General features: G+C 45.6%; 18 protein-coding genes and 5 tRNA genes. 9 read left to right on the top strand and 14 right to left on the bottom strand.

Features of this window, described 5'->3' with window-relative positions:
• Window positions 1-25: 25 nt before the first annotated feature.
• Window positions 26-2,068: an oligopeptidase A gene (gene prlC / locus AB4263_RS03695; protein ID WP_260809607.1), complete on the bottom strand. Its 2,043-nt coding sequence runs from the start codon at window positions 2,066-2,068 to the stop codon at window positions 26-28.
• 279 nt (window positions 2,069-2,347) lie between these two features.
• Here prlC and AB4263_RS03690 point away from each other — a divergent pair, with 279 nt between their 5' ends.
• From AB4263_RS03690 to AB4263_RS03680, 3 genes are all read left to right on the top strand, one after another.
• Complete coding sequence (locus AB4263_RS03690; RefSeq protein ID WP_372097544.1) at window positions 2,348-3,187, top strand: 23S rRNA (adenine(2030)-N(6))-methyltransferase RlmJ; 840 nt, start codon at window positions 2,348-2,350, stop codon at window positions 3,185-3,187.
• Window positions 3,188-3,374: 187 nt separating this feature from the next.
• Window positions 3,375-4,730 carry a glutathione-disulfide reductase gene (gene gorA, locus AB4263_RS03685; RefSeq protein ID WP_372097542.1) on the top strand — a complete coding sequence of 452 codons (1,356 nt, stop codon included), beginning with the start codon at window positions 3,375-3,377 and terminating at the stop codon, window positions 4,728-4,730.
• A gap of 131 nt (window positions 4,731-4,861) precedes the next feature.
• Window positions 4,862-5,113: a DUF6482 family protein gene (locus AB4263_RS03680; RefSeq protein WP_010433424.1), complete on the top strand. Its 252-nt coding sequence runs from the start codon at window positions 4,862-4,864 to the stop codon at window positions 5,111-5,113.
• Window positions 5,114-5,189: 76 nt separating this feature from the next.
• On the opposite strand, the gene AB4263_RS03675 is transcribed toward AB4263_RS03680, so the two are convergent.
• From AB4263_RS03675 to AB4263_RS03625, 11 genes are all read right to left on the bottom strand, one after another.
• Entirely contained in the window at window positions 5,190-6,431 is a 1,242-nt protein-coding gene (locus AB4263_RS03675; protein WP_372097540.1) for an NADH:ubiquinone reductase (Na(+)-transporting) subunit B, read from the bottom strand.
• Between the two features lie 198 nt (window positions 6,432-6,629).
• Window positions 6,630-7,592: an SPOR domain-containing protein gene (locus tag AB4263_RS03670; RefSeq protein WP_029235875.1), complete on the bottom strand. Its 963-nt coding sequence runs from the start codon at window positions 7,590-7,592 to the stop codon at window positions 6,630-6,632.
• A 187-nt stretch (window positions 7,593-7,779) separates the two neighbouring features.
• A complete protein-coding gene (locus tag AB4263_RS03665; protein WP_017060135.1) occupies window positions 7,780-8,718 on the bottom strand; it encodes an ABC transporter permease in 939 nt (312 codons plus the stop codon).
• Window positions 8,719-8,720: 2 nt separating this feature from the next.
• Entirely contained in the window at window positions 8,721-9,698 is a 978-nt protein-coding gene (locus AB4263_RS03660) for an ABC transporter permease (protein WP_048612413.1), read from the bottom strand.
• 178 nt (window positions 9,699-9,876) lie between these two features.
• Window positions 9,877-11,430: an ABC transporter substrate-binding protein gene (locus AB4263_RS03655; protein WP_017060133.1), complete on the bottom strand. Its 1,554-nt coding sequence runs from the start codon at window positions 11,428-11,430 to the stop codon at window positions 9,877-9,879.
• A 94-nt stretch (window positions 11,431-11,524) separates the two neighbouring features.
• A complete protein-coding gene (locus AB4263_RS03650) occupies window positions 11,525-13,252 on the bottom strand; it encodes an ABC transporter ATP-binding protein (RefSeq protein WP_017060132.1) in 1,728 nt (575 codons plus the stop codon).
• 890 nt (window positions 13,253-14,142) lie between these two features.
• Window positions 14,143-14,219 (bottom strand) — tRNA-Pro (locus AB4263_RS03645).
• A 55-nt stretch (window positions 14,220-14,274) separates the two neighbouring features.
• Window positions 14,275-14,350 (bottom strand) — tRNA-His (locus AB4263_RS03640).
• A 44-nt stretch (window positions 14,351-14,394) separates the two neighbouring features.
• Window positions 14,395-14,471 (bottom strand) — tRNA-Pro (locus AB4263_RS03635).
• Between the two features lie 77 nt (window positions 14,472-14,548).
• Window positions 14,549-14,624, bottom strand: a tRNA-His gene (locus AB4263_RS03630).
• Between the two features lie 48 nt (window positions 14,625-14,672).
• Window positions 14,673-14,749 (bottom strand) — tRNA-Arg (locus AB4263_RS03625).
• Between the two features lie 298 nt (window positions 14,750-15,047).
• Here AB4263_RS03625 and AB4263_RS03620 point away from each other — a divergent pair.
• Window positions 15,048-15,461 (top strand): cytochrome c5 family protein, encoded by a 414-nt coding sequence (locus tag AB4263_RS03620; protein WP_017063036.1) that lies wholly within the window; start codon window positions 15,048-15,050, stop codon window positions 15,459-15,461.
• A gap of 81 nt (window positions 15,462-15,542) precedes the next feature.
• On the opposite strand, the gene rep is transcribed toward AB4263_RS03620, so the two are convergent.
• Window positions 15,543-17,561 (bottom strand): DNA helicase Rep, encoded by a 2,019-nt coding sequence (gene rep / locus AB4263_RS03615; RefSeq protein WP_017061960.1) that lies wholly within the window; start codon window positions 17,559-17,561, stop codon window positions 15,543-15,545.
• Window positions 17,562-17,741: 180 nt separating this feature from the next.
• Between rep and AB4263_RS03610 the strand changes: the two genes are divergently transcribed.
• The 4 genes from AB4263_RS03610 (at window position 17,742) to ubiK (ending at window position 22,959) form a co-directional block, all read left to right on the top strand.
• Window positions 17,742-18,323 (top strand): TetR/AcrR family transcriptional regulator, encoded by a 582-nt coding sequence (locus AB4263_RS03610; RefSeq protein ID WP_017061961.1) that lies wholly within the window; start codon window positions 17,742-17,744, stop codon window positions 18,321-18,323.
• Window positions 18,324-18,341: 18 nt separating this feature from the next.
• The gene (locus AB4263_RS03605) at window positions 18,342-19,448 is read left to right on the top strand and encodes an efflux RND transporter periplasmic adaptor subunit (protein WP_017069625.1); all 1,107 of its coding nucleotides are present in this window, start codon (window positions 18,342-18,344) and stop codon (window positions 19,446-19,448) included.
• A gap of 11 nt (window positions 19,449-19,459) precedes the next feature.
• Window positions 19,460-22,588, top strand: coding sequence for a multidrug efflux RND transporter permease subunit (locus tag AB4263_RS03600; RefSeq protein ID WP_017061963.1), 3,129 nt, complete (start codon window positions 19,460-19,462; stop codon window positions 22,586-22,588).
• Window positions 22,589-22,707: 119 nt separating this feature from the next.
• The gene (gene ubiK / locus AB4263_RS03595) at window positions 22,708-22,959 is read left to right on the top strand and encodes a ubiquinone biosynthesis accessory factor UbiK (RefSeq protein WP_004735787.1); all 252 of its coding nucleotides are present in this window, start codon (window positions 22,708-22,710) and stop codon (window positions 22,957-22,959) included.
• Window positions 22,960-23,233: 274 nt separating this feature from the next.
• On the opposite strand, the gene ilvC is transcribed toward ubiK, so the two are convergent.
• The gene (gene ilvC / locus AB4263_RS03590) at window positions 23,234-24,718 is read right to left on the bottom strand and encodes a ketol-acid reductoisomerase (RefSeq protein ID WP_017061965.1); all 1,485 of its coding nucleotides are present in this window, start codon (window positions 24,716-24,718) and stop codon (window positions 23,234-23,236) included.
• 146 nt (window positions 24,719-24,864) lie between these two features.
• Between ilvC and ilvY the strand changes: the two genes are divergently transcribed.
• Complete coding sequence (gene ilvY, locus AB4263_RS03585; protein WP_372097538.1) at window positions 24,865-25,755, top strand: HTH-type transcriptional activator IlvY; 891 nt, start codon at window positions 24,865-24,867, stop codon at window positions 25,753-25,755.
• The last annotated feature ends 58 nt before the right edge of the window (window positions 25,756-25,813 follow it).

Here is a 25,813-nt window from a genome sequence, read left to right as displayed (position 1 = left end):
GCAATAAACTAGATAGTTACCGTGATTATGCGTTGATTCCCGCGTGGCGCAGCATTGCGTCGATTTGTGGCTCACGACCACGGAAGCGTTTGAACAGCTCCATTGGCTCTTCACTGCCACCCATTTCAAGGATGTTGTTCAGGAAGCGATTGCCCGTTTCAGTGTTGAAGATACCCTCTTCTTCAAATGCCGAAAACGCATCAGCTGAAAGCACTTCTGCCCATAGGTAGCTGTAGTAACCTGCGCTGTAACCACCAGCGAAGATATGACCAAAGCTGTGTGAGAAACGGTTCCAATCAAGGCTTGGCAGTACCGACACCTTAGATTTCACGTCCGCTAGCGTTTCTAGTACGCGAGCACCCACTTCTGGGTCGTATTCTGTGTGCAGTGTAAAGTCAAACAGGCCAAGCTCTAACTGACGCAGAATAAACATCGCAGATTGGAAGTTCTTCGCTGCCAGCATCTTCTCTAGCATCTCTTTTGGTAATGCTTCACCCGTTTCGAAGTGACCAGAGATAAACGACAGCGCTTCTTCTTCCCAACACCAGTTCTCTAGGAACTGACTTGGTAGCTCAACCGCATCCCAAGGCACGCCGTTGATACCCGCAACTGCGCCCGCTTCAACTTGCGTTAGCATGTGGTGGATACCGTGACCAAACTCGTGGAACAGTGTCACTACTTCATCGTGAGTAAATAGCGCAGGCTTATCACCAACTGGCTTGTTGAAGTTACACGTTAGGTAAGCGACAGGTGTTTGTAGCTCGCCAGATTCAGTAATACGACGACCACGACAGTCATCCATCCAAGCACCGCCACGTTTGTGCTCACGTGCGTATAGGTCTAGGTAGAAGCTACCGCGCAGTGCTCCTGTCGCATCAAAGATATCAAAGAAGCGCACTGACTCATGCCATGTGTCGACGCCTTCACGCTCTGTTACCGACATACCAAACACACGATTCAGTACCTCAAACAGGCCTGAAACCACATTAGATTCTGGGAAGTAAGGACGAAGTTCTTCATCAGAGATCTCGAACAGGTTCTGCTTCTGCTTTTCGCTGTAGTAAGCGATATCCCAAAGATTTAGTTCAGAAACTCCAAACTCTTTTTCAGCAAACTGACGCAGTTCTTCAACTTCGCGTTCACCTTGCGGTTTTGCTTTTACTGCTAGGTCGTTTAGGAAACCAAGTACTTGGTCTGGCGTTTCAGCCATTTTGGTCGACAGTGATTTTTCGCTGTAAGTACTGAAACCAAGCATGCGCGCGATCTCGTGGCGCAGCTTAAGTTGCTCGGTGATGATCTCAGTGTTGTCCCACTTACCTGCGTTTGGACCGCGATCTGAAGCGCGCGTTACGTACGCTTCATAAAGCTCTTTACGCAGTTCTTGGTTATCACAGTAGGTCATCACAGGTAGGTATGATGGGATATCTAAAGTCAGTAGGTAGCCTTCTTGCTCTTTAGACTCAGCCGCCGCTTGAGCTGCCGCCAGTGCTGATTCAGGCATACCTGCCAGCTCAGCTACGTCTGTGATCTGCTTGCTCCAACCCATGGTTGCATCAAGCACGTTATTTGAGAATTGAGAGCCTAACTCAGACTGGCGCTTGCTGATCTCGCCGTAACGATGCTGTTCATCTGCAGGTAAGCCAATGCCCGACAGTTCAAAGTCACGCAGTGCGTCTGTAATGGTTTTTTGTTGAGCTCGGTTTAATGCCGAGAATGCTTCACTCGCCTTGATCGCTTTGTATGCCTCAAACAAGCCTTTGTGTTGGCCAACCCAAGTACCGTACTCAGACAATACTGGTAGGCAGCTCTCATACGCTTCACGCAGTTCGTCGCTGTTCACAACAGAGTTCATGTGGCTTACTGGTGACCAAATACGGCCTAAACGATCATCCACTTCTTCAATCGGAGCAACTAAGTTGTCCCAGCTTGGTGAAGTATTACCTTCAAGTACTTGTTCTATCTTGTTGCGACACGCTTCAATCACTTGCTCAACCGCTGGCTTAACATGCTCAGGTTTGATTTGTGAAAACGGAGGTAAGTCCGTGAAGGTTAATAGCGGATTAGACATATAAACATTCCTTTGGCGTTAGAGACTTTCGTCTTTTTTGTAATGAGGTCGTCTTACAGTCATCAGGCTAAGCAGCGCCCTAAAAAATCACCTGCGAATAGTTATTAAATAGTGCCCAATAAGGCAAATTTCAATAGTAGAACCAATAACTAACCACATATTGCGAACGACTGTTCCTGAATTGTTCGAGAATTTATGGTCCATTGAGGGTTATAATAGTCTGATTAACCCCACCTACACTAACCACACTCTAATTCGAGAGTGTTACGAGAGTTTAATTTGTTAAGTTATCGCCACAGCTTCCACGCAGGTAACCATGCCGACGTAGTAAAGCATATCGTACAGAGCCTTATTCTTAATTCTTTGAAACAAAAGGATAAGCCTTTTGTTTATCATGACACTCACTCTGGTGTAGGTCGCTACGACTTAACGCATGAATGGTCTGAAAAAACCGGTGAATACAAGCAAGGTATTGCTCGTGTGTGGGAGCAAACAGACCTTCCTGAAGACATTCAAAGCTACCTTGAGTCTATTTCCATTCTCAATAATGGCGAGAAACTGCGTTACTACCCGGGCTCTCCACGTGTTGCACGTGCACACCTGCGTGACCAAGACCGCATGGTACTGACTGAGCTTCACCCAGCCGATCACCCGCTGCTTGAGCAAGAGTTCCACCGTGATCGTCAGGTATCTATCTACAAAGAAGATGGTTTTAAGCGCTTAAAGGGCAGCCTGCCACCAAAAGAACGTCGTGGTTTGGTGCTAATCGATCCGCCTTATGAGTTAGCAAGAGAGTACCGCGATGTGGTGACGGCGATTGCTCAAAGCCATAAGCGCTGGGCTACAGGTATCTACGCAATTTGGTACCCGGTAGTAAACCGTTGTGACATCGAAGATATGATCGAAGGTCTTGAAGGCTTAGGCATCAACAAGATTCTACAAATCGAACTTGGCGTATCACCAGACACCAACGAGCGCGGCATGACAGCATCAGGCATGATTGTTATTAACCCGCCTTGGAAGCTAGAAAGCCAAATGAACGAGATTCTTCCATTCTTGAAGGAAGCAATTGCACCGGCAACCGGTCACTTCAAAGTAGAGTGGATCGTACCCGAGTAATCTCGAATCCACATCATAGACAGAAGAATCTTCAACAGACTGTGATGTGGACGAATAAATTTTAAACAGGGAGATTGAGTTCAACCGATCTGCCCTCAATATAATAATTAGACAATTTAAGAATCTATAGGACGTAGGTATCCAGTGCTCTCACTGTGACTACAACCTTCAATAAATGGAGAAAGTAATGGCGACTCATTTTGATTACATCTGTATCGGTGGCGGTTCAGGCGGCATCGCATCGGCTAACCGCGCAGCTATGCACGGTGCAAAAGTTGCACTTATCGAAGCTCAAGACCTTGGTGGTACTTGTGTAAACGTTGGTTGTGTTCCTAAAAAGGTAATGTGGCACGGCGCTCAAGTCGCTGAAGCAATCAACCTATACTCTGAGGACTACGGCTTCGACGTTGAAGTAAAAAGCTTTAACTGGAGCAAGCTGATTGAAAACCGCCAAGCGTACATTGGTCGTATCCACCAATCTTACGACCGCGTACTAGGTAACAACAAAGTAAACGTAATCAAAGGCTTTGCTAAGTTCGTTGATGAAAAGACAGTTGAAGTGAACGGTGAACACTACACAGCAGATCACATCCTGATCGCGGTAGGTGGTCGTCCAACAATTCCAAACATCCCAGGTGCAGAATACGGCATCGACTCAAATGGCTTCTTCGACCTAATGGAGCAACCAAAACGCGTTGCGGTTATCGGTGCTGGCTACATCGCAGTTGAGATCGCAGGTGTACTAAGCGCACTAGGCACAGAAACACACTTGTTCTGTCGTAAAGAATCTCCACTACGTAGCTTCGATCCAATGATCATCGAAACGCTAGTAGAAGTAATGGAAGCAGAAGGTCCAACACTTCACACGCACTCAGTGCCTAAAGAAGTTGTGAAAGAAGCGGATGGCACACTGACTCTACACCTAGAGAACGGCAACACTCAAAACGTTGACCACCTAATCTGGGCTATCGGTCGCCACCCAGCAACTGACGCTATCAACCTAGCATCAACTGGCGTTGCAACTAACGACCGTGGCTACATCAAAGTAGACGAGTTCCAAGCAACTAATGTTCCTGGCATCTACTGTGTTGGCGACATCATGGAAGGCGGTATCGAGCTAACTCCTGTTGCTGTTAAAGCAGGTCGTCAGCTTTCTGAGCGTCTATTCAACGGTCAAACTAACGCGAAAATGGACTACAACCTAGTTCCTACTGTTGTATTCAGCCACCCACCTATCGGCACGATTGGTCTAACGACTCAAGAAGCTGAAGAGAAGTACGGCAAAGACAACATCAAGGTTTACACATCTGGCTTCACTGCGATGTACACAGCAGTAACCAAGCACCGTCAACCTTGTAAGATGAAGCTAGTATGTGCTGGCGAAGAAGAGACTGTCGTTGGCCTACACGGCATCGGTTTCACGGTTGATGAGATGATTCAAGGCTTCGGCGTTGCAATGAAGATGGGCGCAACCAAAGCAGACTTCGACTCTGTTGTGGCGATTCACCCAACGGGCAGCGAAGAGTTTGTTACCATGAGATAATCAACGTCTTAGTTGAGCACTCTTTAGAAGCAGGCCTTGTGCCTGCTTTTTTTATGTCCACTCTTGAACCTTACCCCTCAACTCCACGTAACACAGATACTGACCTATCTAGAACAGCAACGGAGTTTGTGATGAATCTACTAATTGAATCATTTGAAGGCGGGATCTACTTGGCTTACCAAATTATTGGCGAGCAAAAGCAGTTAATCAAAGACGACCAACAGCACCCAATGAAGTTTTTAAGTGTTAACCAAGCGCGCGACCACTTTAGCGATCGAGGCGTAGCATCGGCAATGTTGGTTCACAACAGTGCCTACGACGAGATGTGTGGTGAGCATTGTGGTAATACCCAACCATTCGAGATTGATTTGAAATGGAGTTGAATCAAATTCAAATCAATCGTGATAAAAATAGAAAGGCTTGTACTAGTGCAAGCCTTTTTCTTTTGGGTCATATTTCTTATCGAGCTGTGCGTTTTTGTCTTCGCTTGATATTTTGCTCTTTCACAACAAAGTCGAACAATGGTGCGAACAAGTTAGCAAACAAGATAGCGAGCATAATGCCCTCTGGATAAGCAGGATTGAGCACTCGGATGCCGACCGTCATCACGCCGATCAAAATCCCATAGGCCCATTTACTCTGATTGGTAAACGCGGCAGATACTGGGTCTGTCGCCATGAAGAAGGTACCAAACGCTACACCACCCAACACAAAGTGCCAGTAAAACGGCATCGAAAACATCGAGTTAGTATCCGACCCTATCCAGTTCAGTAAACTCGACGTCACGACAAGGCCGACAATCACACCGGCGACAATGCGCCAAGACGCTATCTTCATCACAATCAAAATCAATCCCGTCAGCATGATCAGCAGTGACGACACCTCACCCATCGAACCTGGAATATTACCGATAAAGGCATCCATCCAGGTGATCGCCTCGCCAGTCATGTTATTGATGAGTGACGTGCTGCCGCCTTCATACCATTGACTCAGCGGTGTCGCGCCTGAATAGCCGTCAGCGGCAACCCACACAAGCCCACCCGACATGTTGGCTGGATAGGCGAAATAGAGAAACGCGCGGCCTGCTAGTGCTGGGTTCAAGAAGTTTCGTCCTGTACCACCGAACAGCTCTTTGGCGACAACGATACCAAAGGTGATACCTAAAGCGGCTTGCCAAAGCGGGATGGTTGGCGGAAGAATGAGTGCGAATAGTACCGAGCTAACAAAGAAACCTTCATTCACCTCATGTTTTCGTACAACGGCAAATAAAACCTCCCAGAAGCCACCTACCACAAACACCGTGGCATAAACGGGTAGGAAATAGAGTGCACCAAGCAACATCTGACTTTCCCAGCCACTTGCCACCAATGACTGCGCATCACCAAATGCCCACGACAGACGCCAGCTGCTTTCAATAACCGAGGCAAGTTCATTTAATTGATAACTGGATGTGAGTGCGAGAACGCTTTGGTGTCCGACGTTATACATTCCCCAGAACATTGCCGGGAAGGTCGCCAACCACACCAAAATCATAATGCGCTTTAGGTCAATGCTGTCACGAACATGGGTTATGCCGCGGTTTACGTTTCCGGGTGTATAGAATATTGTCGCGAAAGCTTCATACACTGGGTAGAGCTTTTCGTACTTACCACCGGCTTCAAAGCGTGGAGCCACGTCTTCTAATCGTTTCTTTAAACTCATAATCTCAATCACCTTATTGCTTGAGTTATGGTTTTCTACGCATCAGCCGCGCTATTTGAACAATTTTTAACGATTTTTAATCAAATTCGTCTTGAAGAACGAGTGTCTAAAAGTCGAACCGATGTTGAAAAAGAGAGGCGTATAAACAACAAAGCCCCAGCAATGGCTGAGGCTTATTTGGTTTGGTAACGGTCGTCGTTACTTAACGCACATCACATTAAGCAATGAAGAACCTTTCAACTGGTTGACGTTACCGTTGGTAAACAGACCTTTCTTATCTGCGCCCCAATAAGGGAGATGCATTGGCCAGTTCTGTTTTTCCATAACCTTTGAGCTCAAGATGCTTTGCCATTGCTTCTCACTCATCAGCTTCATGTTGACCTGATTACACACCAATTCAGCGCTATCGTAATCTAGGCGGCTCCAAGGCTTACCTTGCTCCATGTAGAACTGTTGTTGATGATCTAGAAGGTAAGGAATAGCATATTGGCTACCCGCAATGTCTGCTTTCACGCGAATCTCGATCTCTAGATCATTGTCTGAACTCGCGTTACCGCTTGGTAGCGTCTGAATTGCTGCAGCGCTCGCTACCGCCGCCACTTGCTTAGTAGCCACAGGTTTCGGTGCAGGCTTAGCTTCTACTTTTGCAGGAGCCTTGTGCGTCACCGCTTTTGGCTCTGCTGGTTTTGCCACAATAGGCTGTGATGAGGTTTTCGACTTATCGACCATGCGAATAAAGGCTTCACCGTAACCAGAAACCTTACGCACCTGAGCTAGGTCTTTTCTCGCATCAGAGAAGGTAGAATAAGGTCCGATTAAGCAACGGTAGTCTCCGCCTTCCGGCTTCATCCAAACGTTGGTCGAGATCTTCTCATACAGAGGCTTTGCTCGGCTCAGTGACAAAGGCTTGTTCAGCAGGCCACATTGAACCCAAAACAGTTCGTTATCTGAATGACGTTTTGGTGCTTTACTGCCCCACACGCCCTTACCGATCGGACATGATTGCTCTAGCTGTGGTAATTGGTTGGTGCTTGCCTGAGTTGCATCACATAGAACCGACTCTGCATTCACTTGGCTCGATACCAAAAGAGATGCAGCGATAAGTCCCATACGATAATTTCTCGTCACAGCACGACATACAGCATTCATTGTCAATTTCATAACCACCACTTAAACCCTTGCGGGCTAATTATTACCGAATCTATGTCGATAAAACATGAATTCCATTTTAACTATTATTGACACTGTCAATAATACTAAGTTCCAGATCCATTAAGCAAAAAAAGAGCCGTAATTGCTTACGGCTCTTAATTTAGTGACTTTTTTTACTAAAAATCAAACCGGGCTATCACCCTTTATAAATTTTCGGGTTAAACACGTCACGTAACCAGTCGCCTAATAGGTTAATAACGAGAACCAATGTTACCAAAAGCACACCTGGGAATGCTGTGATCCACCATGCTCCTGAGAAAATGTAGTTAAAACCAGTACTGATCAGGGCACCGAGTGATGGTTGGTCTACCGGAAGACCTAAACCTAGGAAAGAAAGTGCCGCTTCTGACATGATGGCATTTGCCACCTGTACCGTAGAGATAACCAAAATTGGTGATAAACAGTTAGGCAGAATATGGCGGAACATGATGCGAGGCGCTCTAAAGCCCATCACACGTGCCGCTTCTACGTACTCTTTCTTCTTCTCTGCCAATACCGATGCACGAATCGTACGAGCATATTGCGGCCATTCAGCAATACCGATGATCACCACCAGCATAACAACGGCATATTGCGCGTAGAAGTCACTGCCGAAACTCGCCTTAAAGATGGCCGAGACAATGATCGCAACCATCATGGTTGAGAACGAAAGCTGAACATCGGCAAAACGCATCAGGAAGCTATCAATACGACCACCAAAGTAACCCGCAGACAGACCAATGATGATACCGAGTGTCAGCTGAAGACCTACCGCTAGGAAACCGATCGTCAGTGACAGACGCGAGCCATAAAGCATCGTAGATAAGATGTCACGACCTTGCTCATCAGTACCTAGTAAGAAGCGTTCTTCGCCGTCTTCCATCCAAGATGGTGGCAACTCAGAATCCATGATGTCGATAGACGTCACGTCATACGGGTCTGTTGGCGCTAGAATAGGTGCCGCTAATGCCATAACAAGGAAAGCTGCAAAGATAGCGAAGCTCACCATTGCCACTTTGTCACGTAAGAAGTAGTACAGAATGTCTGACTGCTTGAATCGCTCCCAACGAGATGGAGCTGTTGTTGTTTGTTCCATGATTATGCTCCTTTCCCTGTGATGTTCACTGTTGGGTTAATGATGCCGTATAGCAGGTCAACAATGGTGTTAGTTACTACGAAGATCAGGCCAACGAAGATAACGTATGCGGTAATCAGTGGTGTATCCACTCGGTTAATCGCTTCAAGGAATAGGAAGCCGGTACCCGGCCACTGGAATACAGTTTCAGTAAGAATGGTGTAAGCCACCATCGTACCGATTTGAACACCGCCTACCGTTAGTACTGGCAGCATTGTGTTTTTCAAAGCGTGTTGGTAGTAAATCTTGTTCAGCGCTAGGCCTTTTGCTTTACCAAACTTGATATATTCAGAGCTAAGAACCTCGAGCATTTCAGAGCGTACTAGACGAATGAATAGCGGCAGCATGATAGATGCCAGAGCAATACTCGGCAGCACTAAGTGCGCAAGGCCATCTAGCGTTAAGAAGCCAGACTCCCAACCAAACCAGTTTGCGGTATCACCACGTCCGAATGACGGCAGCCAACCGAGCTCAATAGAGAACACGTACATCAGCATGATTGCGGTTAAGAAAACAGGTACCGAGATACCGATACTACTGCCCGCCATCACCAATTTAGTGAAGAAGCTTTTTGGGTGTATTGCAGAATAAACGCCAAGTGGAATCGACAGACAAACAATGATCAGAGAAGCGCCGAACACAAGCTCAAGCGTTGCTACGAGTTTATCTAAGATTACGTCCACAGCTGGGCGTTTAAAGAAATATGAAGTACCAAGATCACCTTGTAGAGCTGCGCCCACAAAGCGAGTGTATTTTGTAATGAAGGGATCATTTAAGCCGAGTTCATCACGCAGCGCTTGACGCTCCGATTCTGAAACAGATTGACCGACTAACTCACGCAACGGGTCGCCCAGGTTATCCTGAATGGCAAACGCCACCAAACTGATCACAAACATCACTATCAGTGCCTGAAACAGGCGCTTGACCAGAAACGTAACCATTCCTTGCCCCTTATCTATCCATGACTATCTAATCGAAATCCGCGACTAGATAACAAAATTCAGTCTTAAAAAAGGTATTTAGCCAGACTGAAGGAAGACCAAATACCGAAACTTAAATCTATTTCTTAATAATTTGAGAGCCTGAAAAGCTTCAGGCTCTCGATTCTAGCAAGCTAGATTATTTTACAACTAGGTCGCCGAAGTAAGGCATAACCATTGGGTTTACTACGTCTGCTGCACCTACGTTAGACTTCGCGCCCCACGCTTCACTTTGCCAGTGTAGCGGTACGAATGCTGCGTCGTTGTAAAGTGTTGCTTCAACGCCTTTCAGCATTTCAGCACGCTTAACTGGGTCAGTTTCAGTGTTAGAAGCTTCTACGATCGCATCCATTTCTGGGTTTGAGTAGCCAGAACAGTTGTATTGACCACGGCCAGTCTCTTCGTTACGAGTCATAGTTAGGAACTCGTTGAAGTTAGCTGAATCTTCTGTATCTGAGTGCCAGCCGATCATCATCATGTCTGCTGAACATAGGTCAAACTCAGGCCAGTACTGTGCTTTAGGCATAGTTTTAAGATCAACTTTGATACCAATCTTAGACAGCATTGCCGCAGACGCTTGCGCTACTTTCGCATCGTTCACGTAACGGTTGTTTGGAGCCATCATAGTTAGCGTAAAGCCATCTTCGTAGCCCGCTTCTTTCATCAGCTCTTTCGCTTTTTTCAGATCGTAACGAGGAACTAGGTCTTCGTTGTGACCCGCGTAGCCTGTTGGGCTTTGCTGACCAGCTGCTGTTGCGAAGCCTTTCATGATCTTCTTAACGATACCTTCGTTGTTGATTGCGTGAACAATCGCCTGACGAACGCGAACATCTTTAAGTGCTTCGTTGCTGTTTTGGTTCATTTGGAACGTGATGATACGAGTACCAGGTAGCGTCACTAGATCGATGTTCTTAGCGTTTTTAACACGCTTGTGATCGTTTGGTGCTACTGGGTGAATCATATCAACGTCGCCAGAAAGAAGTGCTGCAACACGTGTCGCGTCTTCTTTGATTGGCACAAGTGTTAGCTTGTCTACGTTGCCTTCAGTTTCTGTGTCCCAGTAATCGTTGAAACGCTCGAACGTTACTTTAACGCCTTGCTCACGCTGCGTTACGATAAATGGACCAGTACCTGAAACGTTAGTCGAAGCAAACGAGTTACCGTGCTTAACTAGCTCAGACTTGTCTTTACCTTCCGCTGTTTGGCCAGAGTAGAACTTGCTGTCCATTGGGAAGATGTAAGTTGCTGTTTGTAGTACTAGTGGGTAAGCCGCTTTTGATACTAGCTCAACTGTGTAGTCATCCACTTTTACCATTTTTTCGTATGGCGTGAAGATAGACTTAAAGTCTGGAGAAGCTTGTAGACGTTCAAAAGTCCACACAACATCATCAGCAGTCAGTTCGTTACCAGAGTGGAATTTCACACCTTTACGTAGGTTGAAGCGGAAAGTCGTTTCATCAACACGCTCCCAGCTAGATGCTAGGCGGCCTTCAAAATCCATCTCTTGAGTGAAACGTACTAGAGGGTCAAACACCATGTGAGACATTTGCAGTGTGCCACCAGACAGCTGCTCGTGCGGGTCAAGTGATACTGGGTCAGCTGCGTAGCCAACGGTAATATCTGCTGCTGCTGCACTAAAGCTTAGGCCAGCTGCCATTAAAGCTACTGCTAATTTGCTTTTCATGGTTTTCATTGCATAACTCCTTCATGCGGGAATCCAGATCCCTAGTTGTTGTATTTGCGTCTGTTTATTGTTGTTAGCAAGCTAAACTCCAGCCTGCTGATTTTTATACCGCGGCTTGTGCCACTGCTTTTTCTTCTCTTAAGCCTGTAAATTCAGGCATTAAAGAAATCAGTTGTTTGCTGTATTCATGCTGAGGTGATTGGAACAGCTGCTCCGTTGGCGCAACCTCCAATAATGTCCCCATCTGCATCACACCAACACGGTCACACATTTGGCGAATAACCGGTAGATCGTGACTGATGAACAGCATGGTTAGGTTTAGCTCGTCTTGTAAGTCTTTTAGTAGGTTAAGAATCTGAGCCTGTACCGACACGTCCAGTGCCGATGTTGGTTCATCACAAATCAAAAGACGTGGGCGAGTCGCCAAAGCGCGAGCGATAGAAATACGCTGACGTTGACCACCTGAGAATTCGTGTGGGTACTTCACCCCAGCCATTTTGCCTAAACCCACGTGCTCTAGCAGGTCGTTCACGATCTGACGAGTTTCATTTTCGTTGCGAGTAAGCTTATGGAATCGGATAGGTTCAGCAATGATGTCGAATATCTTCATTCGAGGGTTCATTGATGTGTAAGGGTTTTGGAAAACCATCTGCATTTGACGACGCATAGGGCGACGTTCTTTTTCAGATTTCAGACCAGTAAGATCAACGCCTTCAAACGTTACCTTGCCTGAGTTTGGTGCGTACAAGCCAGCAATCACACGAGCAATCGTTGATTTACCTGAACCTGATTCACCTACTAAACCAAACGTCTCACCTTCATGCACTTCAAAGCTCACGTTGTTTGATGCTTGAACGTACTCACGACGGCTCTCAAAGAAAGAATCTTTGGTAGTAAAGCGTAAGTTTACGTTCTCAACGTTCAACAGAGGGCCAGTGTAATCACGGTGATCTTGGCTTTGACCTAACCAGTGGTTCTTCACATCCAATGGTTCCATCTCTTGTGCTTCTTCGATGTAGCTAACAAGAGGGAAACGATCGAGTTTGCGATCCGAACGAGGAACCGCAGAGATAAGACTGTGTGTATATGGGTGCTCAGGAGTACCCAGAACTTTCGCTGTTGGGCCAAACTCAACTAAGTCACCACGATACATAACGGCTACGCGGTCGGTAACGTTAGATACCACGCCCATGTCGTGCGTGACCAACATGCAACCTACGTTCTTCTTAATACATAGGTCGCGAATCAAACCCAAGATCTGGTCTTGGATAGAAACATCCAGTGCTGTTGTTGGTTCATCTGCGATGATTAGGTCAGGTTCACCTGCCAATGCGATCGCGATAACCACACGCTGACGCATACCGCCAGAGAATTGGTGAGGGTACTGCTTTAAACGGTTTTCTGGTTGTGGGATACCCACTTGGTTCATCAAGTCTAATGAGCGCTGGTAGGCTTCTTGATCCGAAACCTTCATGTTGGCATGAATCGTCTCTTTTAACTGCTGTTCTACTGTGAATAGAGGGTTAAGAGAAGTCATTGGGTCTTGGAAGATAAAACCAATCTTTGAGCCGCGAACAGAACGCATCTGTTCAGGAGATAAACCAGAGACTTTTTCGCCATCCAGAAATACCTCGCCGCTAGCAATGCGGCCAGGAGGGCTCAGCAAATCGATCACAGCATTACCTACTGTTGATTTACCTGCACCAGACTCGCCTACAACACCAACAATCTCACCACGTTCAATGTTGAACGAAAGTGATTTAACTGCGGCGTGAACTCCATGACGAGATGGGTATTCGATACGAAGATTTTTTACTTCTAAAAGTGACATTACCAGACCTCTACTGCTTTGGCAGCTTTCTGCCCTGTCTGCAAAATTGAATCCATTCTTACCAGAATATTGTTCTGATATTTTATACGGTTGACAATTTGGCAAATAATTCACAGAAAAGCAACAAAAATAGGATAAAAAGTCGATATTAAACGCTTAGCAAGCAAAAGTGCCACATAACTATTCACCAAAAGAGCATATAGTAAGAAAAATCAACATTATATTATCGGCAAGAAATACTCACAAACTCCTTACCACTACTTACTTGTAGAGTTAAAGCCGTGCTTCAAAGCAGATCTCACTACCAGTCACTAAAAACAAATAATTATTCCAAAAAACAATTAACACTATAGAAACAAGCGCTAATTTTGTTAATTTGAACAAATAAAACAACCAGATAAACGTTAATTAGCCATACATTTAACCATCTGTATTATTTTGGTAAATACAAAACAGACAAACGAAAGGCCTAATAAATCAGAGGAGTTTTTGAACGACCAAATGCGTACAAAGCTGTCAAATTCAGGCCTTAGTGAGCAAATTTAGGGTCAGGTTTCACTTTTCATAAAAGTCTTTAGACCAAACCCATTAATATGTCGAATTATTGAGCACTCCATTTATATAAAATTAGATATAGAACTGTACATTTGATAAAGAAAGCAACTCTGTAGCAGCACCATTATCAAGCAGATCGTTAGGAATCTGTCTTATATAAGAAGGGGAGATAGATGTAAGAAGCCCCGTCATTTCTGACGCGGACGGCTAGTTGAGGCTTCTTAAGTGATCAGTGAAGAGACATTCTTTGAACATCAGGCGAACCCCACTCTGTTCAAGTTATCTAAGTTTCAGATGTAAAAAAGCCCTAGTCTTTCGACTAGGGCTTCTTAAGGTGGTCGGTGAAGAGGGATTCGAACCCCCGACCCTCTGGTCCCAAACCAGATGCGCTACCAAGCTGCGCTATTCACCGAGACGTTTCGTTTGATTTCTCAAACTGGGAACTTCAAAGAAGCTACCAAAATTAATGGGGTGGCTAACGAGATTCGAACTCGCGACCACCGGAATCACAATCCAGGGCTCTACCAACTGAGCTATAGCCACCACTAATTTTTTATATAACCGCTTAAAAGCGATTATTGAAATAGTGGTCGGTGAAGAGGGATTCGAACCCCCGACCCTCTGGTCCCAAACCAGATGCGCTACCAAGCTGCGCTATTCACCGACTAGTTTTGTATCGACTCTTGGGAATAATGAATCAACACTGGAAGCCGAAGCTACCGATATTTTGTAAAGAAAGAATGGGGTGGCTAACGAGATTCGAACTCGCGACCACCGGAATCACAATCCAGGGCTCTACCAACTGAGCTATAGCCACCATTATTTCTTTTTGCCAATTTCTCACTTACCGAAGTAAGAGACCGGATGGCGCGCCTGAAAGGATTCGAACCTTCGGCCTTTGGCTCCGGAGGCCAACGCTCTATCCAGCTGAGCTACAGGCGCATGCCCTGTCGGCGGAGTGGAATAATACGTATATCACCCAATGCCGTCTAGTACTTTTTTAACTTTTTTTTCTGTTTGGTCTCTTTTTCGACAGTTAATATGTGATAAACCCCTTATTTGAGTACTACAACCCGCCACAGCTTATAAGTTGTTGTTTATTGCAACAACTTATCGGGATATAATCACCCATTATTTACATTGGTTTAACAGTTGCTCTTTGCTGGTTAAAGCCAAAACACCCTTCCAACACTATAAATTGGTAAGCATGTACTTACCTTGGGAATGTAAAGTGAGTTTAATGGATATGTCTCGTCGAATTTTAAGCGTTGTCATCGCAGTTTTAACCTTTTCAACTGGCGCAATGGCTGCAGGCCTAAGCGAAGCGGAGCACGATGCAATTGCTGAACGCATCAAGCCAGTTGGCCAAGTTTACCTAGTCGGCAGCGAGCCAGTAGCCGCAGAACCAACAGGCCCTCGTGATGGCGCAGCAGTTTACGGTACCTTTTGTATCGCTTGTCACGCATCTGGCGTAAGTGGCGCACCTAAAACAGGTGATGCTGGTGACTGGGGTCCTCGCATTGCTCAAGGTCGCGACATTCTAGCTGACCACGCAATCAACGGCTTCAATGCGATGCCAGCGAAAGGTTCATGTATGGATTGTTCAGACGACGAAATCAAAGATGCTATCGAGCACATGATTGCCGGTCTGTAATTAAAAATGCCAGATTCAGAAAAGGTGACCTCATGGTCACCTTTTTTATTGGCTTCTATATAGTGCGATTAAAGTAGGGCATTACTTCTTGTTGAACATCGCTCGAATATTCGCAATGTGCGCCTGCCCTTTTTCCATTCTTTCTTCAGCGGATTGAGGCTTCTTAACGCTTTCCCACTCCACATCATCGTGCGGCAGCTCATCGAGGAAGCGGCTTTGTGTTGGCTTTATTAATTCACCATATTGACGACGTTCACGACACTTAGTAAAAGTCAGCTCTTTCTGCGCTCGAGTAATCCCCACATACATAAGACGACGTTCTTCTTCTACGTTGCCTTCATCGACACTGGTTTGGTGCGGCAAGATGCCCTCTTCTGCACCCATCAGGAATACATATGGGAACTCTAGACCTTTCGATGCATGCAATGTCATTAATTGGACTTGATCTGCATCGTCATCATCCTCACCACGCTCCATCATATCGCGCAGCGTTAAACGTTGAACCACCTCGCGCAGGGTTTTCTCTTCTTTATCGTAGTTGTCACCCTCAAGATCGGCCACAATCCAGCTATACAGATCAGAGACGTTCTTCATTCGCATTTCAGCGGCTTTCGGGCTCGCTGAGGTTTCGTACAACCAATCTTCGTAGTTGATGTCACGAACCAAAGAACGAACGGCTTCAACCGTATTACCACGCTCGGCATTGTCTGAGATACGAACAATCCAGTCACCGAAGCGGCGCAAATTTTCTAAACCACGCCCCGTCAGTGTCTGCTCTAAGCCCATCTCAAAGCTGGCTTCAAACAAGCTCTTGCCACGCATATTGGCGTAGCTGCCTAACTTCTCAAGCGTCACCGGACCAATCTCTCGGCGCGGTGTGTTTACAATACGTAGGAAGGCGTTGTCATCATCAGGGTTCACCAACACACGCAGGTAAGCCATGATGTCTTTAATCTCGGCTCTCGCGAAGAAAGAGGTACCGCCAGAGATCTTGTAAGGCACGCGGTTCTGCATCAGCGCTTTTTCAATTAAGCGCGATTGGTGGTTACCACGGTAAAGCACCGCGTAATCTTTGTACTCAGTACGGTTCAAAAACTTGTGGGCGATGATCTCGCCGGTAATACGCTCTGCTTCATGCTCTTCATTCTTAGCATTCAGTACCTTGAGCTTTTCACCGTCTGGGATCTCTGAGAACAGTGACTTTTCATAAACGTGTGGGTTGTTGGCGATCAAGATGTTCGCCGCACGTAAGATTCGACTGGTTGAACGATAGTTTTGCTCGAGTTTGATCAAACGAAGATTCGGATAGTCCTCACCCAGCAACACCAAGTTTTGCGGTTTTGCACCACGCCATGAATAGATAGATTGGTCATCGTCACCTACTACTGTCAAGCGACCACGCTCTCCCACCAGTAAACGAACCAACTCATATTGGCTGGTGTTGGTATCTTGGTATTCATCGACCAGTAAATAGCGGATACGCGACTGCCAGCGCTCACGCACCTCTTGATTGGTTTTCAGTAGTAATACAGGCATCGCGATCAGATCATCAAAATCGAGTGCGTTGTATGCCTTCATCTGTTTCTGGTACATCTCAAAACAGAATGCAAACAACTGCTCTTGTTCGCCTTGAGCACGTGCTTTCGCCTGATCTGGCGTCAGCATGTCATTTTTCCAATTCGAAATGGTGCTCATTAAAGCGCGTAGCAAATCCTTATCACCATCGATCTGTCTCTCTGTTAACTCTTTTAACAAAGCTAACTGGTCTTGGTCATCAAACAGAGAGAAACCCGCTTTCAAACCCAGCGCTTTGTATTCACGGCGAATGATGGTTAAGCCCATGGTATGAAAAGTCGAAACAATCAGCCCTTTCGATTCGCCCTTACCTAGAGTTTGCCCAACACGCTCTTTCATCTCGCGTGCCGCTTTATTAGTAAAGGTCACCGCCGCAATATTACGCGCCTTATAGCCACATTCCTGAACCAGATAAGCAATTTTATTGGTGATAACACGTGTTTTACCGGATCCAGCGCCCGCTAATACTAAGCAGGGGCCCGAAACATATTTCACGGCTTCATCTTGTCTTGGGTTCAGTTTCATTTGATTCTCAGTTTGGTCTAGAGGGGCGAATTCAATTGCGCGCCTATAATAATGCTGCAACAGCACGAATGCTACGTTCTCTTATACAAGATTTTTACGCTGATTATGTAAAACTTTGTTGCACATGTGTGTGGTTATTAGGCTATAATGAATGAACGTTCATTCATTGGTGGTTGAAATATGACAACTCATGCACCTCGGGATAAACGCCAGCAAATACTTTCTGCAGCTGAAAAGCTAATTGCAGAGGTCGGTTTCCAAGGCCTTTCAATGCAAAAATTAGCCAAAGAAGCGGGAGTGGCTGCAGGCACTATCTATCGCTACTTCGATGATAAAGAGCATTTGATAGAAGATGTTCGAATGCTCGTGACTCAAAGAGTAGCTGATGCTGTTCAACAAGGGGTTAATGATTCGGATCCAATTAAACAACGCTACCGTACTATGTGGTTGAACATATGGAACTTAGCAGGAACGAATTTAGCCGCAATAAAAAATCGGGTTCAGTATGACTCTCTACCCATCACAAATAGCCTAAACTTCAGGGAACTAGAACGTAAAATGTTTGCCCAAGTTGAGCTGCTATTTAATGAGGGGAAAGAACAAGGATTGTTTAAACCACTTAACAATGAAGTATTAGGTGGATTGAGCTTGGCGGCTAGTGTTTCTCTAGCACGCAAGCATTCTTTAGGATTTTACCAACTTGATGAGGCAGAACTAGAATCTGCAATCGAAGCCAGTTGGGACGCAATAATTAAACACTAGATCGGAGTTTTGACCATAATGAAAAAGTGGACTTTCTTCATGTTACTCATCGCTGTACTACTTTTCGGCAGCGTTATTGGGTTTAACATGTTCAAACAACAAAAAATTGCTGAGTATATGGCCAACCGCCCTGAACCAGAGTTTCCAGTAACGGTAACTGAAGTTCAGCCGATCGACTGGGTTCCAGTGATTGAAGCTATCGGCTTCATCGAACCTAACCAAGGTGTGACACTAGCGAACGAAACCAGCGGTGTTATCGATCAAATTTCTTTCGAATCAGGTACTGAGGTTAAAAATGACCAACAACTGATCCGCCTTGATTCTGATGTAGAGAAAGCCAATCTAAAAAGCTCTGAGGCACGCTTACCGGCTGCTGAAGCTAAATACAAGCGCTACCAAGGGCTATTCAAGAAAGGCTCTATCTCTAAGGAAGCCTTCGATGAAGCAGAAGCTAATTTCTTATCGTTAGCGGCTGATATTGAAAGCCTTAAAGCATCGATTGCCCGTCGCGAGATCCGCGCTCCGTTTGACGGCACTGTCGGTATTCGTAATGTGTATCTAGGCCAATACCTACAATCTGGCACTGACATCGTTCGCCTAGAAGACACCAGTGTTATGCGCCTACGCTTCACTATTTCTCAAAATGACATCTCTCGTATTGAGGTTGGTCAGGCGATCGACATCTTCGTTGATGCATACCCAGAAAAACCGTTTAAAGGTTCTATTAGTGCCATTGAGCCTGCGGTTAGCATCCAAAGTGGTCTTATCCAAGTACAAGCCGATATCCCAAACAACGATGGTAAGTTACGTAGCGGTATGTTTGCGCGCGCTAACATCATTCTACCTAAACTAGCAAACCAAGTGACACTGCCTCAGACGGCCATCACTTTCACACTTTACGGTGACAATGTTTATATTTTACGTGAAGAAGATGGTGTGCAGCGTGTGAAACAACAAGTGGTGAAAGTAGGTGAACGTACAGAAAGTATTGCTCACATACTGGAAGGCGTAGAGCCTGGCGATGTTGTCGTGACAACGGGTCAAGTTCGTTTAAGTAACAATGCTAAAGTTCGAGTTGTAGAAAGTGATGCAACGACGCCGCCAGCTGAAACACCAATGCTGTAATTGGAGGAATCATGCGCTTTACTGATGTTTTTATTAAACGTCCAGTTCTGGCTATTTCAATCAGCTTTTTGATCGCATTGCTTGGCTTCCAAGCAATCTTCAAAATGCAGGTTCGTGAATACCCAGACATGACAAATACGATCGTGACGGTCACGACGAGCTATTACGGTGCCAGTGCCGATCTGATCCAAGGCTTTATAACTCAGCCATTAGAACAAGCGATCGCTCAAGCCGATAATATTGATTATATGACGTCGCAGTCCGTACTCGGTAGCTCGACTATTACGGTCAATATGAAGCTCAATACCGACCCGAATGCCGCGCTGTCTGACATACTGGCCAAGACTAACTCGGTACGTTCTCAGCTTCCTAAAGAAGCCGAAGACCCAACCGTAACTATGTCTACCGGTTCAACAACGGCGGTACTCTACATTGGTTTTACGAGTGATGAACTCTCTGCAAGCCAAATTACCGACTACCTTGAGCGAGTGGTTAACCCACAACTGTTTACCGTTAATGGCGTATCAAAGGTCGACTTGTACGGCGGGATCAAATACGCATTACGTGTATGGCTTGATCCTTCCAAAATGGCAGCATTAAACCTGACAGCCACTGACGTGATGACGGTGCTTAATGCAAACAACTACCAATCAGCAACTGGCCAAGCAATTGGTGAGTTTATGCTGTACAACGGCAGTGCCAATACCCAAGTAACCAATACCGATGAATTAGAAAGGTTGGTGGTCAAAACCAGTCAAAATGGCGGTTCTATTGTTCGCTTAGGTGATATTGCTAAGGTTTCACTAGAAAAAAGCCACGATGTGGTTCGCGCAAGTGCTAATGGCAAACAAACGGTTGTAACCGCCATCAATGCAGCGCCAAGTGCTAACCCGATCAACATTGCTGCTGATGTTATGCAGCTGTATCCTGAGTTGGAGCGAAACCTACCAAGCAATATCAGCATGAATATCATGTATGACTCAACCATTGCGATTAATGAATCCATTCAAGAGGTTATACACACGATTGTTGAAGCCGCGCTGATTGTATTAGTGGTTATCACGCTATTCTTAGGCTCATTGCGTGCGGTTATCATTCCTATCGTAACCATCCCTTTATCGCTGGTTGGTGTTGCGATGGTGATGCAAGTCATGGGTTTCTCATGGAACTTAATGACGCTACTGGCGATGGTATTAGCAATCGGTCTAGTGGTTGATGATGCAATCGTAGTACTGGAAAACGTCGATCGACACGTCAAATTGGGGGAATCTCCTTTCAGGGCTGCCATCATTGGTACCCGTGAAATTGCAGTACCGGTTATTGCAATGACACTGACATTGGGCGCGGTTTATGCCCCTATCGCAATGATGGGTGGTATCACAGGCTCGCTGTTTAAAGAGTTCGCATTAACCCTCGCTGGCGCGGTATTTGTTTCTGGAATCATCGCTTTAACACTGTCTCCAATGATGTGTTCAAAGCTGCTAAAAGAAAATGCACAGCCGAGTAAGTTTGAACTGAAGGTACACAGCGTACTTGATCGTATGACAGGCCGTTACTCTAAGATGCTGCATGCGATCATGGATCATCGTCCGGTTATCATTGGCTTTGCGGTCATTGTATTTTTAAGCTTGCCGATGCTGTTTAAATTCATCCCAAGTGAACTTGCCCCTGCAGAAGATAAAGGGGTGGTGATGATGATTGGTACTGGTCAATCAACGGCTAACCTAGACTACCTAAGTAACACGATGGATGACGTGAGCGGTATCTTGGTGACCCAGCCTGAAATCCAATACGCTCAATCCTTCACTGGTGTACCAAACTCAAACCAAGCATTTGGTATTGCCTCAATGGTGCCATGGAGTGAGCGCACGGCTAGCCAATCTGAGGTAACGAACCGTATCAGTGGATTGCTACAAGATATCCCAGGCATGGCAGTAACCGCGTTCCAAATGCCAGAGTTGCCGGGTGCCGGTTCTGGTCTACCACTCCAGTTTGTGATTACCACACCAAGCAGCTTTGAGAGCTTATTCGCTATCGCAACCGATATTTTAACGGATGTGAAAGATAGCCCTCTCTTTGTCTACTCTGACCTTGATTTGAACTACGATTCAGCAACGATGAAGATTCAAATTGATAAAGATATGGCGGGCGCTTATGGGGTAACGATGCAAGATATCGGTGTCACCCTAAGCACCATGATGTCGGATGGTTACGTTAACCGTATTGACCTCAACGGTCGTTCTTATGAAGTGATCCCTCAGGTTGAGCGTAAGTTCCGCTTAAACCCAGAGTCAATGAATCATTACTACGTTCGAGCCAGCAATGGAGATGCTGTTCCTCTCGGTAGCTTGGTAACAATTGATGTGGTGGCAGAGCCTCGCTCTCTTCCTCACTTCAACCAGTTGAACTCAGCGACGGTCGGTGCGGTTCCTATGCCGGGCGCGGCGATGGGTGATGCGGTAAACTGGTTTGAAAACATTGCCCAAACCAAATTACCTGCAGGCTATAACCATGACTACATGGGTGAGTCGCGTCAGTTTGTAACAGAAGGCAGCGCACTGTATGTGACGTTCGGTTTAGCACTGGCGATCATCTTCTTGGTTCTGGCGATTCAATTTGAGTCGTTAAAAGATCCATTGGTTATCATGGTGTCGGTGCCACTCGCAATATGTGGTGCATTGATTGCGCTCGCTTGGGGCGCAGCGACGATGAACATCTACTCGCAAGTGGGGTTGATTACCTTGGTTGGTCTGATTACCAAGCACGGTATCTTGATCTGTGAGGTAGCAAAAGAAGAGCAGCTACATAATAAATTATCACGCAAAGAGGCGGTTATGGAGGCGGCAAGGGTACGTCTACGTCCAATCCTAATGACAACAGCGGCGATGATTGCAGGCCTGATCCCATTGATGTACGCCACGGGTGCAGGTGCAGCTCAGCGCTTTAGTATCGGTATTGTTATCGTTGCTGGTCTGGCGATTGGTACGCTGTTTACGCTGTTTGTTCTGCCGGTGATTTATAGCTACTTAGCCGAAAAACATAAACCAATTCCAGTTTTCCTCGAAGATAAAGATCTCGAGAAGCTGGCCCGTGTTGATGAAGCAAAAGCGGCGCACAGAGAATTAGCTAACAATAAGTAATTTCCCTGTCGTATTAACAATAAAAAGGCTACTTCGGTGGCCTTTTTTTGTACGCCATAGGCGACATCTTTGATGTGATTAAATAGAATAGTGATAAATATTCAGGAGTTTTAATTGATATGTTTGATCCAAAAAAACTAGAGCAAATTGCTAAGCAGATCCACGATTCTATGCCTCAACCAGTAAAAGAGCTTGGTTCAGACGTAGATCAAAAAGTTCGTCAGGTTATCCAAGGCCAACTGAACAAGCTAGACGTTGTAAGCCGTGAAGAATTTGATGTTCAAACACAAGTACTACTGCGCACTCGCCAAAAGCTGACTGAAATGGAACAAAAGCTAACGGACTTAGAAGCAAAGATTGCCGACAAGTAAGCGTAAAGCAAGAAAACTGAAAGGGTTGGTGTGAAAGCACCAACCCTTTTGTATTTCTGAAGATCAATCAAGAACTGAAAGTCGACAAAGACTGATCAAACAATGTTCATTTGATTGATTTTTAAGACTTTGTTACTAAAAGCAAAAAGGCTTGGTCAACGGCGACCAAGCCTTTTCATTAGATGTTGTGTTGCTTATTTATAACTCCAACCTGTAAGGAGTTAGTGATACTGCTTCGCTTTTTCTGCAAATTTATCAATATCTAAGCGACTAATTAACCGCCTACAGCGATGCGCTTCATGTCGCTCATGTAGCTACGTAGCTCTTCACCAATGTACTCTACAGGGTGGTTACGGATAGCTTCGTTTACTTCAATTAGCTTAGCGTTATCAACTTGGTTAGATGTTTCACCTAGACCGCGGCCGATTACGTCAGTTGCTACTGAAGGCATGAACTTCTCACGTAGTAACGGTGTTGCTACGTTAGCGAATAGGTAGTTACCGTACTCAGCAGTATCTGAGATTACAACGTTCATTTCGTAAAGACGCTTACGAGCAACTGTGTTTGCGATTAGTGGAAGCTCATGTAGAGATTCGTAGTAAGCAGACTCATCGATGATACCAGATGCAGTCATAGCTTCGAATGCTAGCTCAACACCGGCACGAACCATAGCAACCATTAGGATACCGTTGTCGAAGTACTCTTGCTCTGAGATTTCTACGTCAGAAGCTGGGTAGTTTTCGAATGCAGTTTCGCCTGTCTCTTCACGCCAGCCTAGTAGGTTCACGTCATCGTTCGCCCAGTCAGCCATCATTGTGCTAGAGAAGTGACCAGAGATGATGTCATCCATGTGCTTGTTGTAAAGCGGACGCATTAGGTCTTTAAGCTCTTCAGAAAGCTCAAACGCTTTAACTTTAGCCGGGTTAGATAGGCGATCCATCATGTGAGTTACGCCACCAAACTTAAGTGCTTCAGTAATCGTTTCCCAACCGTATTGTAGAAGCTTGCCTGCGTAGCCAGGTTCGATGCCATCAGCAATCATCTTCTCGTAAGATACGATAGAACCCGCTTGTAGCATGCCACAAAGGATAGTTTGCTCACCCATCAGGTCAGATTTAACTTCTGCTACGAAAGAAGACTCTAGGCAACCTGCACGGTGACCACCAGTACCTGCAGCCCAAGCTTTAGCGATATCCCAACCTTCGCCTTTAGGGTCGTTTTCTGGGTGAACAGCGATAAGTGTTGGTACACCGAAGCCACGTTTGTACTCTTCGCGAACTTCAGAGCCTGGACACTTAGGTGCAACCATTACTACAGTAAGGTCAGCACGTAATTGCATGCCTTCTTCCACAACGTTGAAGCCGTGAGAGTAACCAAGAGCAGCGCCTTGCTTCATTAGAGGCATTACTGTTTCAACAACGTTTGTGTGTTGCTTATCAGGAGTAAGGTTGATTACTAGGTCTGCTTGAGGGATTAGCGTTTCGTAGCTACCCACAACAAAGCCGTTTTCATCAGCATTTTTGAATGATTGACGCTTTTCATCAATTGCCGCTTGGCGTAGAGCGTAAGATACGTCTAGACCAGAATCACGCATATTTAGACCTTGGTTTAGGCCTTGAGCACCACAACCAACAATTACGATTTTCTTACCTTCAAGGTATTCAGCTTCTGTCGCGAATTCTTCACGATCCATAAAGCGGCAACGACCTAATTGGTCTAGTTGTTCACGAAGGTTTAATGTATTGAAATAGTTAGCCATTCTAGGGCACTCCTTTAAAAATAAGTCCGTAAGGTCGATATCTCTCTATCGAATGACTTCATACTAAAACAGACACTCCGTTGCTGAAAGTGATATATTCACAATTAGTTATTGCAATAAATGCAACATGGAAACGATCGCAGAACATGAACATAAAATCTCTACAATTATTTATACATTTATGCGACAGCAAGAGTTTCAGCAAAACCGCTGCTGCTATGCACGTCAGTCCTTCAGCGCTGAGCCGTCAGATACAAAAGCTTGAAGAGGAAACAGGACAAGAACTGCTAATCAGAGACAACCGCAGTGTTGATCTTACCCCAGCAGGAAAACACCTATTGCCTGTAGCATTGAGCATCGTGGGAGAGTGGCAGCAATATAACCTTCACCTGAAGGGCGGAGAGCAAGAACTTAAAGGTGAGATCCGTATATTTTGTTCAGTAACGGCTAGCTACAGTCACCTACCTGAACTCATAACCGAATTTAGGGCTATTCATCCGTATATTGAATTTAAGCTCTCTACTGGTGATCCAGCTCAATCCATCGACAAGATCTTAAACGATGAAGCGGATATCGCGATTTCAGCAAAGCCAGACATCCTTCCTTCAAGGTTAGAATTCGAAACCATCAGCGATATTCCACTGTCAGTCATCATTCCATCTGGTGTGAGTAGCTTTAGCCAACAACTGCAATCCGATAAGCCAAACTGGAATGAAGTGCCCTTTATCATCCCAGAAGCAGGAACAGCGCGTGAACGAGCCAATGCATGGTTTAAAAAGATGAAGATAAAACCCAACATATACGCGCAAGTTTCTGGCCATGAGGCGATTGTAAGTATGGTGGCACTAGGATGTGGAGTTGGCATCGCACCTGATGTGGTCATAAACAACAGTCCAGTAAGAGATAAAGTCGACCGCTTAAAAATAGAGCCAATCAAGCCGTTTGAATTAGGAGTGTGCTGTAAGCGATCGCAGTTAGAAAATCCGTTAATTAGAGCATTTTGGCAGATCGCTGAAGGTAAATACCTTCAAGACTAGTTATCTATAAGTGATAACAAGCAAGTGTGGAGTCACAGATAATACCAATTAAAGTAAA

Origin of the sequence: Vibrio sp. 10N.261.55.C5, assembly GCF_041470505.1 — a bacterium.
Lineage (GTDB): Bacteria > Pseudomonadota > Gammaproteobacteria > Enterobacterales > Vibrionaceae > Vibrio > Vibrio crassostreae_C.
This window is presented reverse-complemented; position numbering and strand designations above follow the sequence as displayed.

Excerpts from the sequence above, each read along its gene's own strand:
- AB4263_RS03650 (WP_017060132.1), bottom strand. The coding sequence starts at position 13,252 with ATGTCACTTTTAGAAGTAAAAAATCTTCGTATCGAATACCCATCTCGT.
- gorA (WP_372097542.1), top strand. The coding sequence starts at position 3,375 with ATGGCGACTCATTTTGATTACATCTGTATCGGTGGCGGTTCAGGCGGC.
- AB4263_RS03680 (WP_010433424.1), top strand. The coding sequence starts at position 4,862 with ATGAATCTACTAATTGAATCATTTGAAGGCGGGATCTACTTGGCTTAC.
- rep (WP_017061960.1), bottom strand. The coding sequence starts at position 17,561 with ATGAAACTGAACCCAAGACAAGATGAAGCCGTGAAATATGTTTCGGGC.
- ilvY (WP_372097538.1), top strand. The coding sequence starts at position 24,865 with ATGAACATAAAATCTCTACAATTATTTATACATTTATGCGACAGCAAG.
- AB4263_RS03675 (WP_372097540.1), bottom strand. The coding sequence starts at position 6,431 with ATGAGTTTAAAGAAACGATTAGAAGACGTGGCTCCACGCTTTGAAGCC.
- AB4263_RS03665 (WP_017060135.1), bottom strand. The coding sequence starts at position 8,718 with ATGGAACAAACAACAACAGCTCCATCTCGTTGGGAGCGATTCAAGCAG.
- prlC (WP_260809607.1), bottom strand. The coding sequence starts at position 2,068 with ATGTCTAATCCGCTATTAACCTTCACGGACTTACCTCCGTTTTCACAA.
- ubiK (WP_004735787.1), top strand. The coding sequence starts at position 22,708 with ATGTTTGATCCAAAAAAACTAGAGCAAATTGCTAAGCAGATCCACGAT.
- AB4263_RS03620 (WP_017063036.1), top strand. The coding sequence starts at position 15,048 with ATGGATATGTCTCGTCGAATTTTAAGCGTTGTCATCGCAGTTTTAACC.
- AB4263_RS03670 (WP_029235875.1), bottom strand. The coding sequence starts at position 7,592 with ATGAAATTGACAATGAATGCTGTATGTCGTGCTGTGACGAGAAATTAT.
- ilvC (WP_017061965.1), bottom strand. The coding sequence starts at position 24,718 with ATGGCTAACTATTTCAATACATTAAACCTTCGTGAACAACTAGACCAA.
- AB4263_RS03610 (WP_017061961.1), top strand. The coding sequence starts at position 17,742 with ATGACAACTCATGCACCTCGGGATAAACGCCAGCAAATACTTTCTGCA.
- AB4263_RS03605 (WP_017069625.1), top strand. The coding sequence starts at position 18,342 with ATGAAAAAGTGGACTTTCTTCATGTTACTCATCGCTGTACTACTTTTC.
- AB4263_RS03660 (WP_048612413.1), bottom strand. The coding sequence starts at position 9,698 with ATGGTTACGTTTCTGGTCAAGCGCCTGTTTCAGGCACTGATAGTGATG.
- AB4263_RS03600 (WP_017061963.1), top strand. The coding sequence starts at position 19,460 with ATGCGCTTTACTGATGTTTTTATTAAACGTCCAGTTCTGGCTATTTCA.
- AB4263_RS03655 (WP_017060133.1), bottom strand. The coding sequence starts at position 11,430 with ATGAAAACCATGAAAAGCAAATTAGCAGTAGCTTTAATGGCAGCTGGC.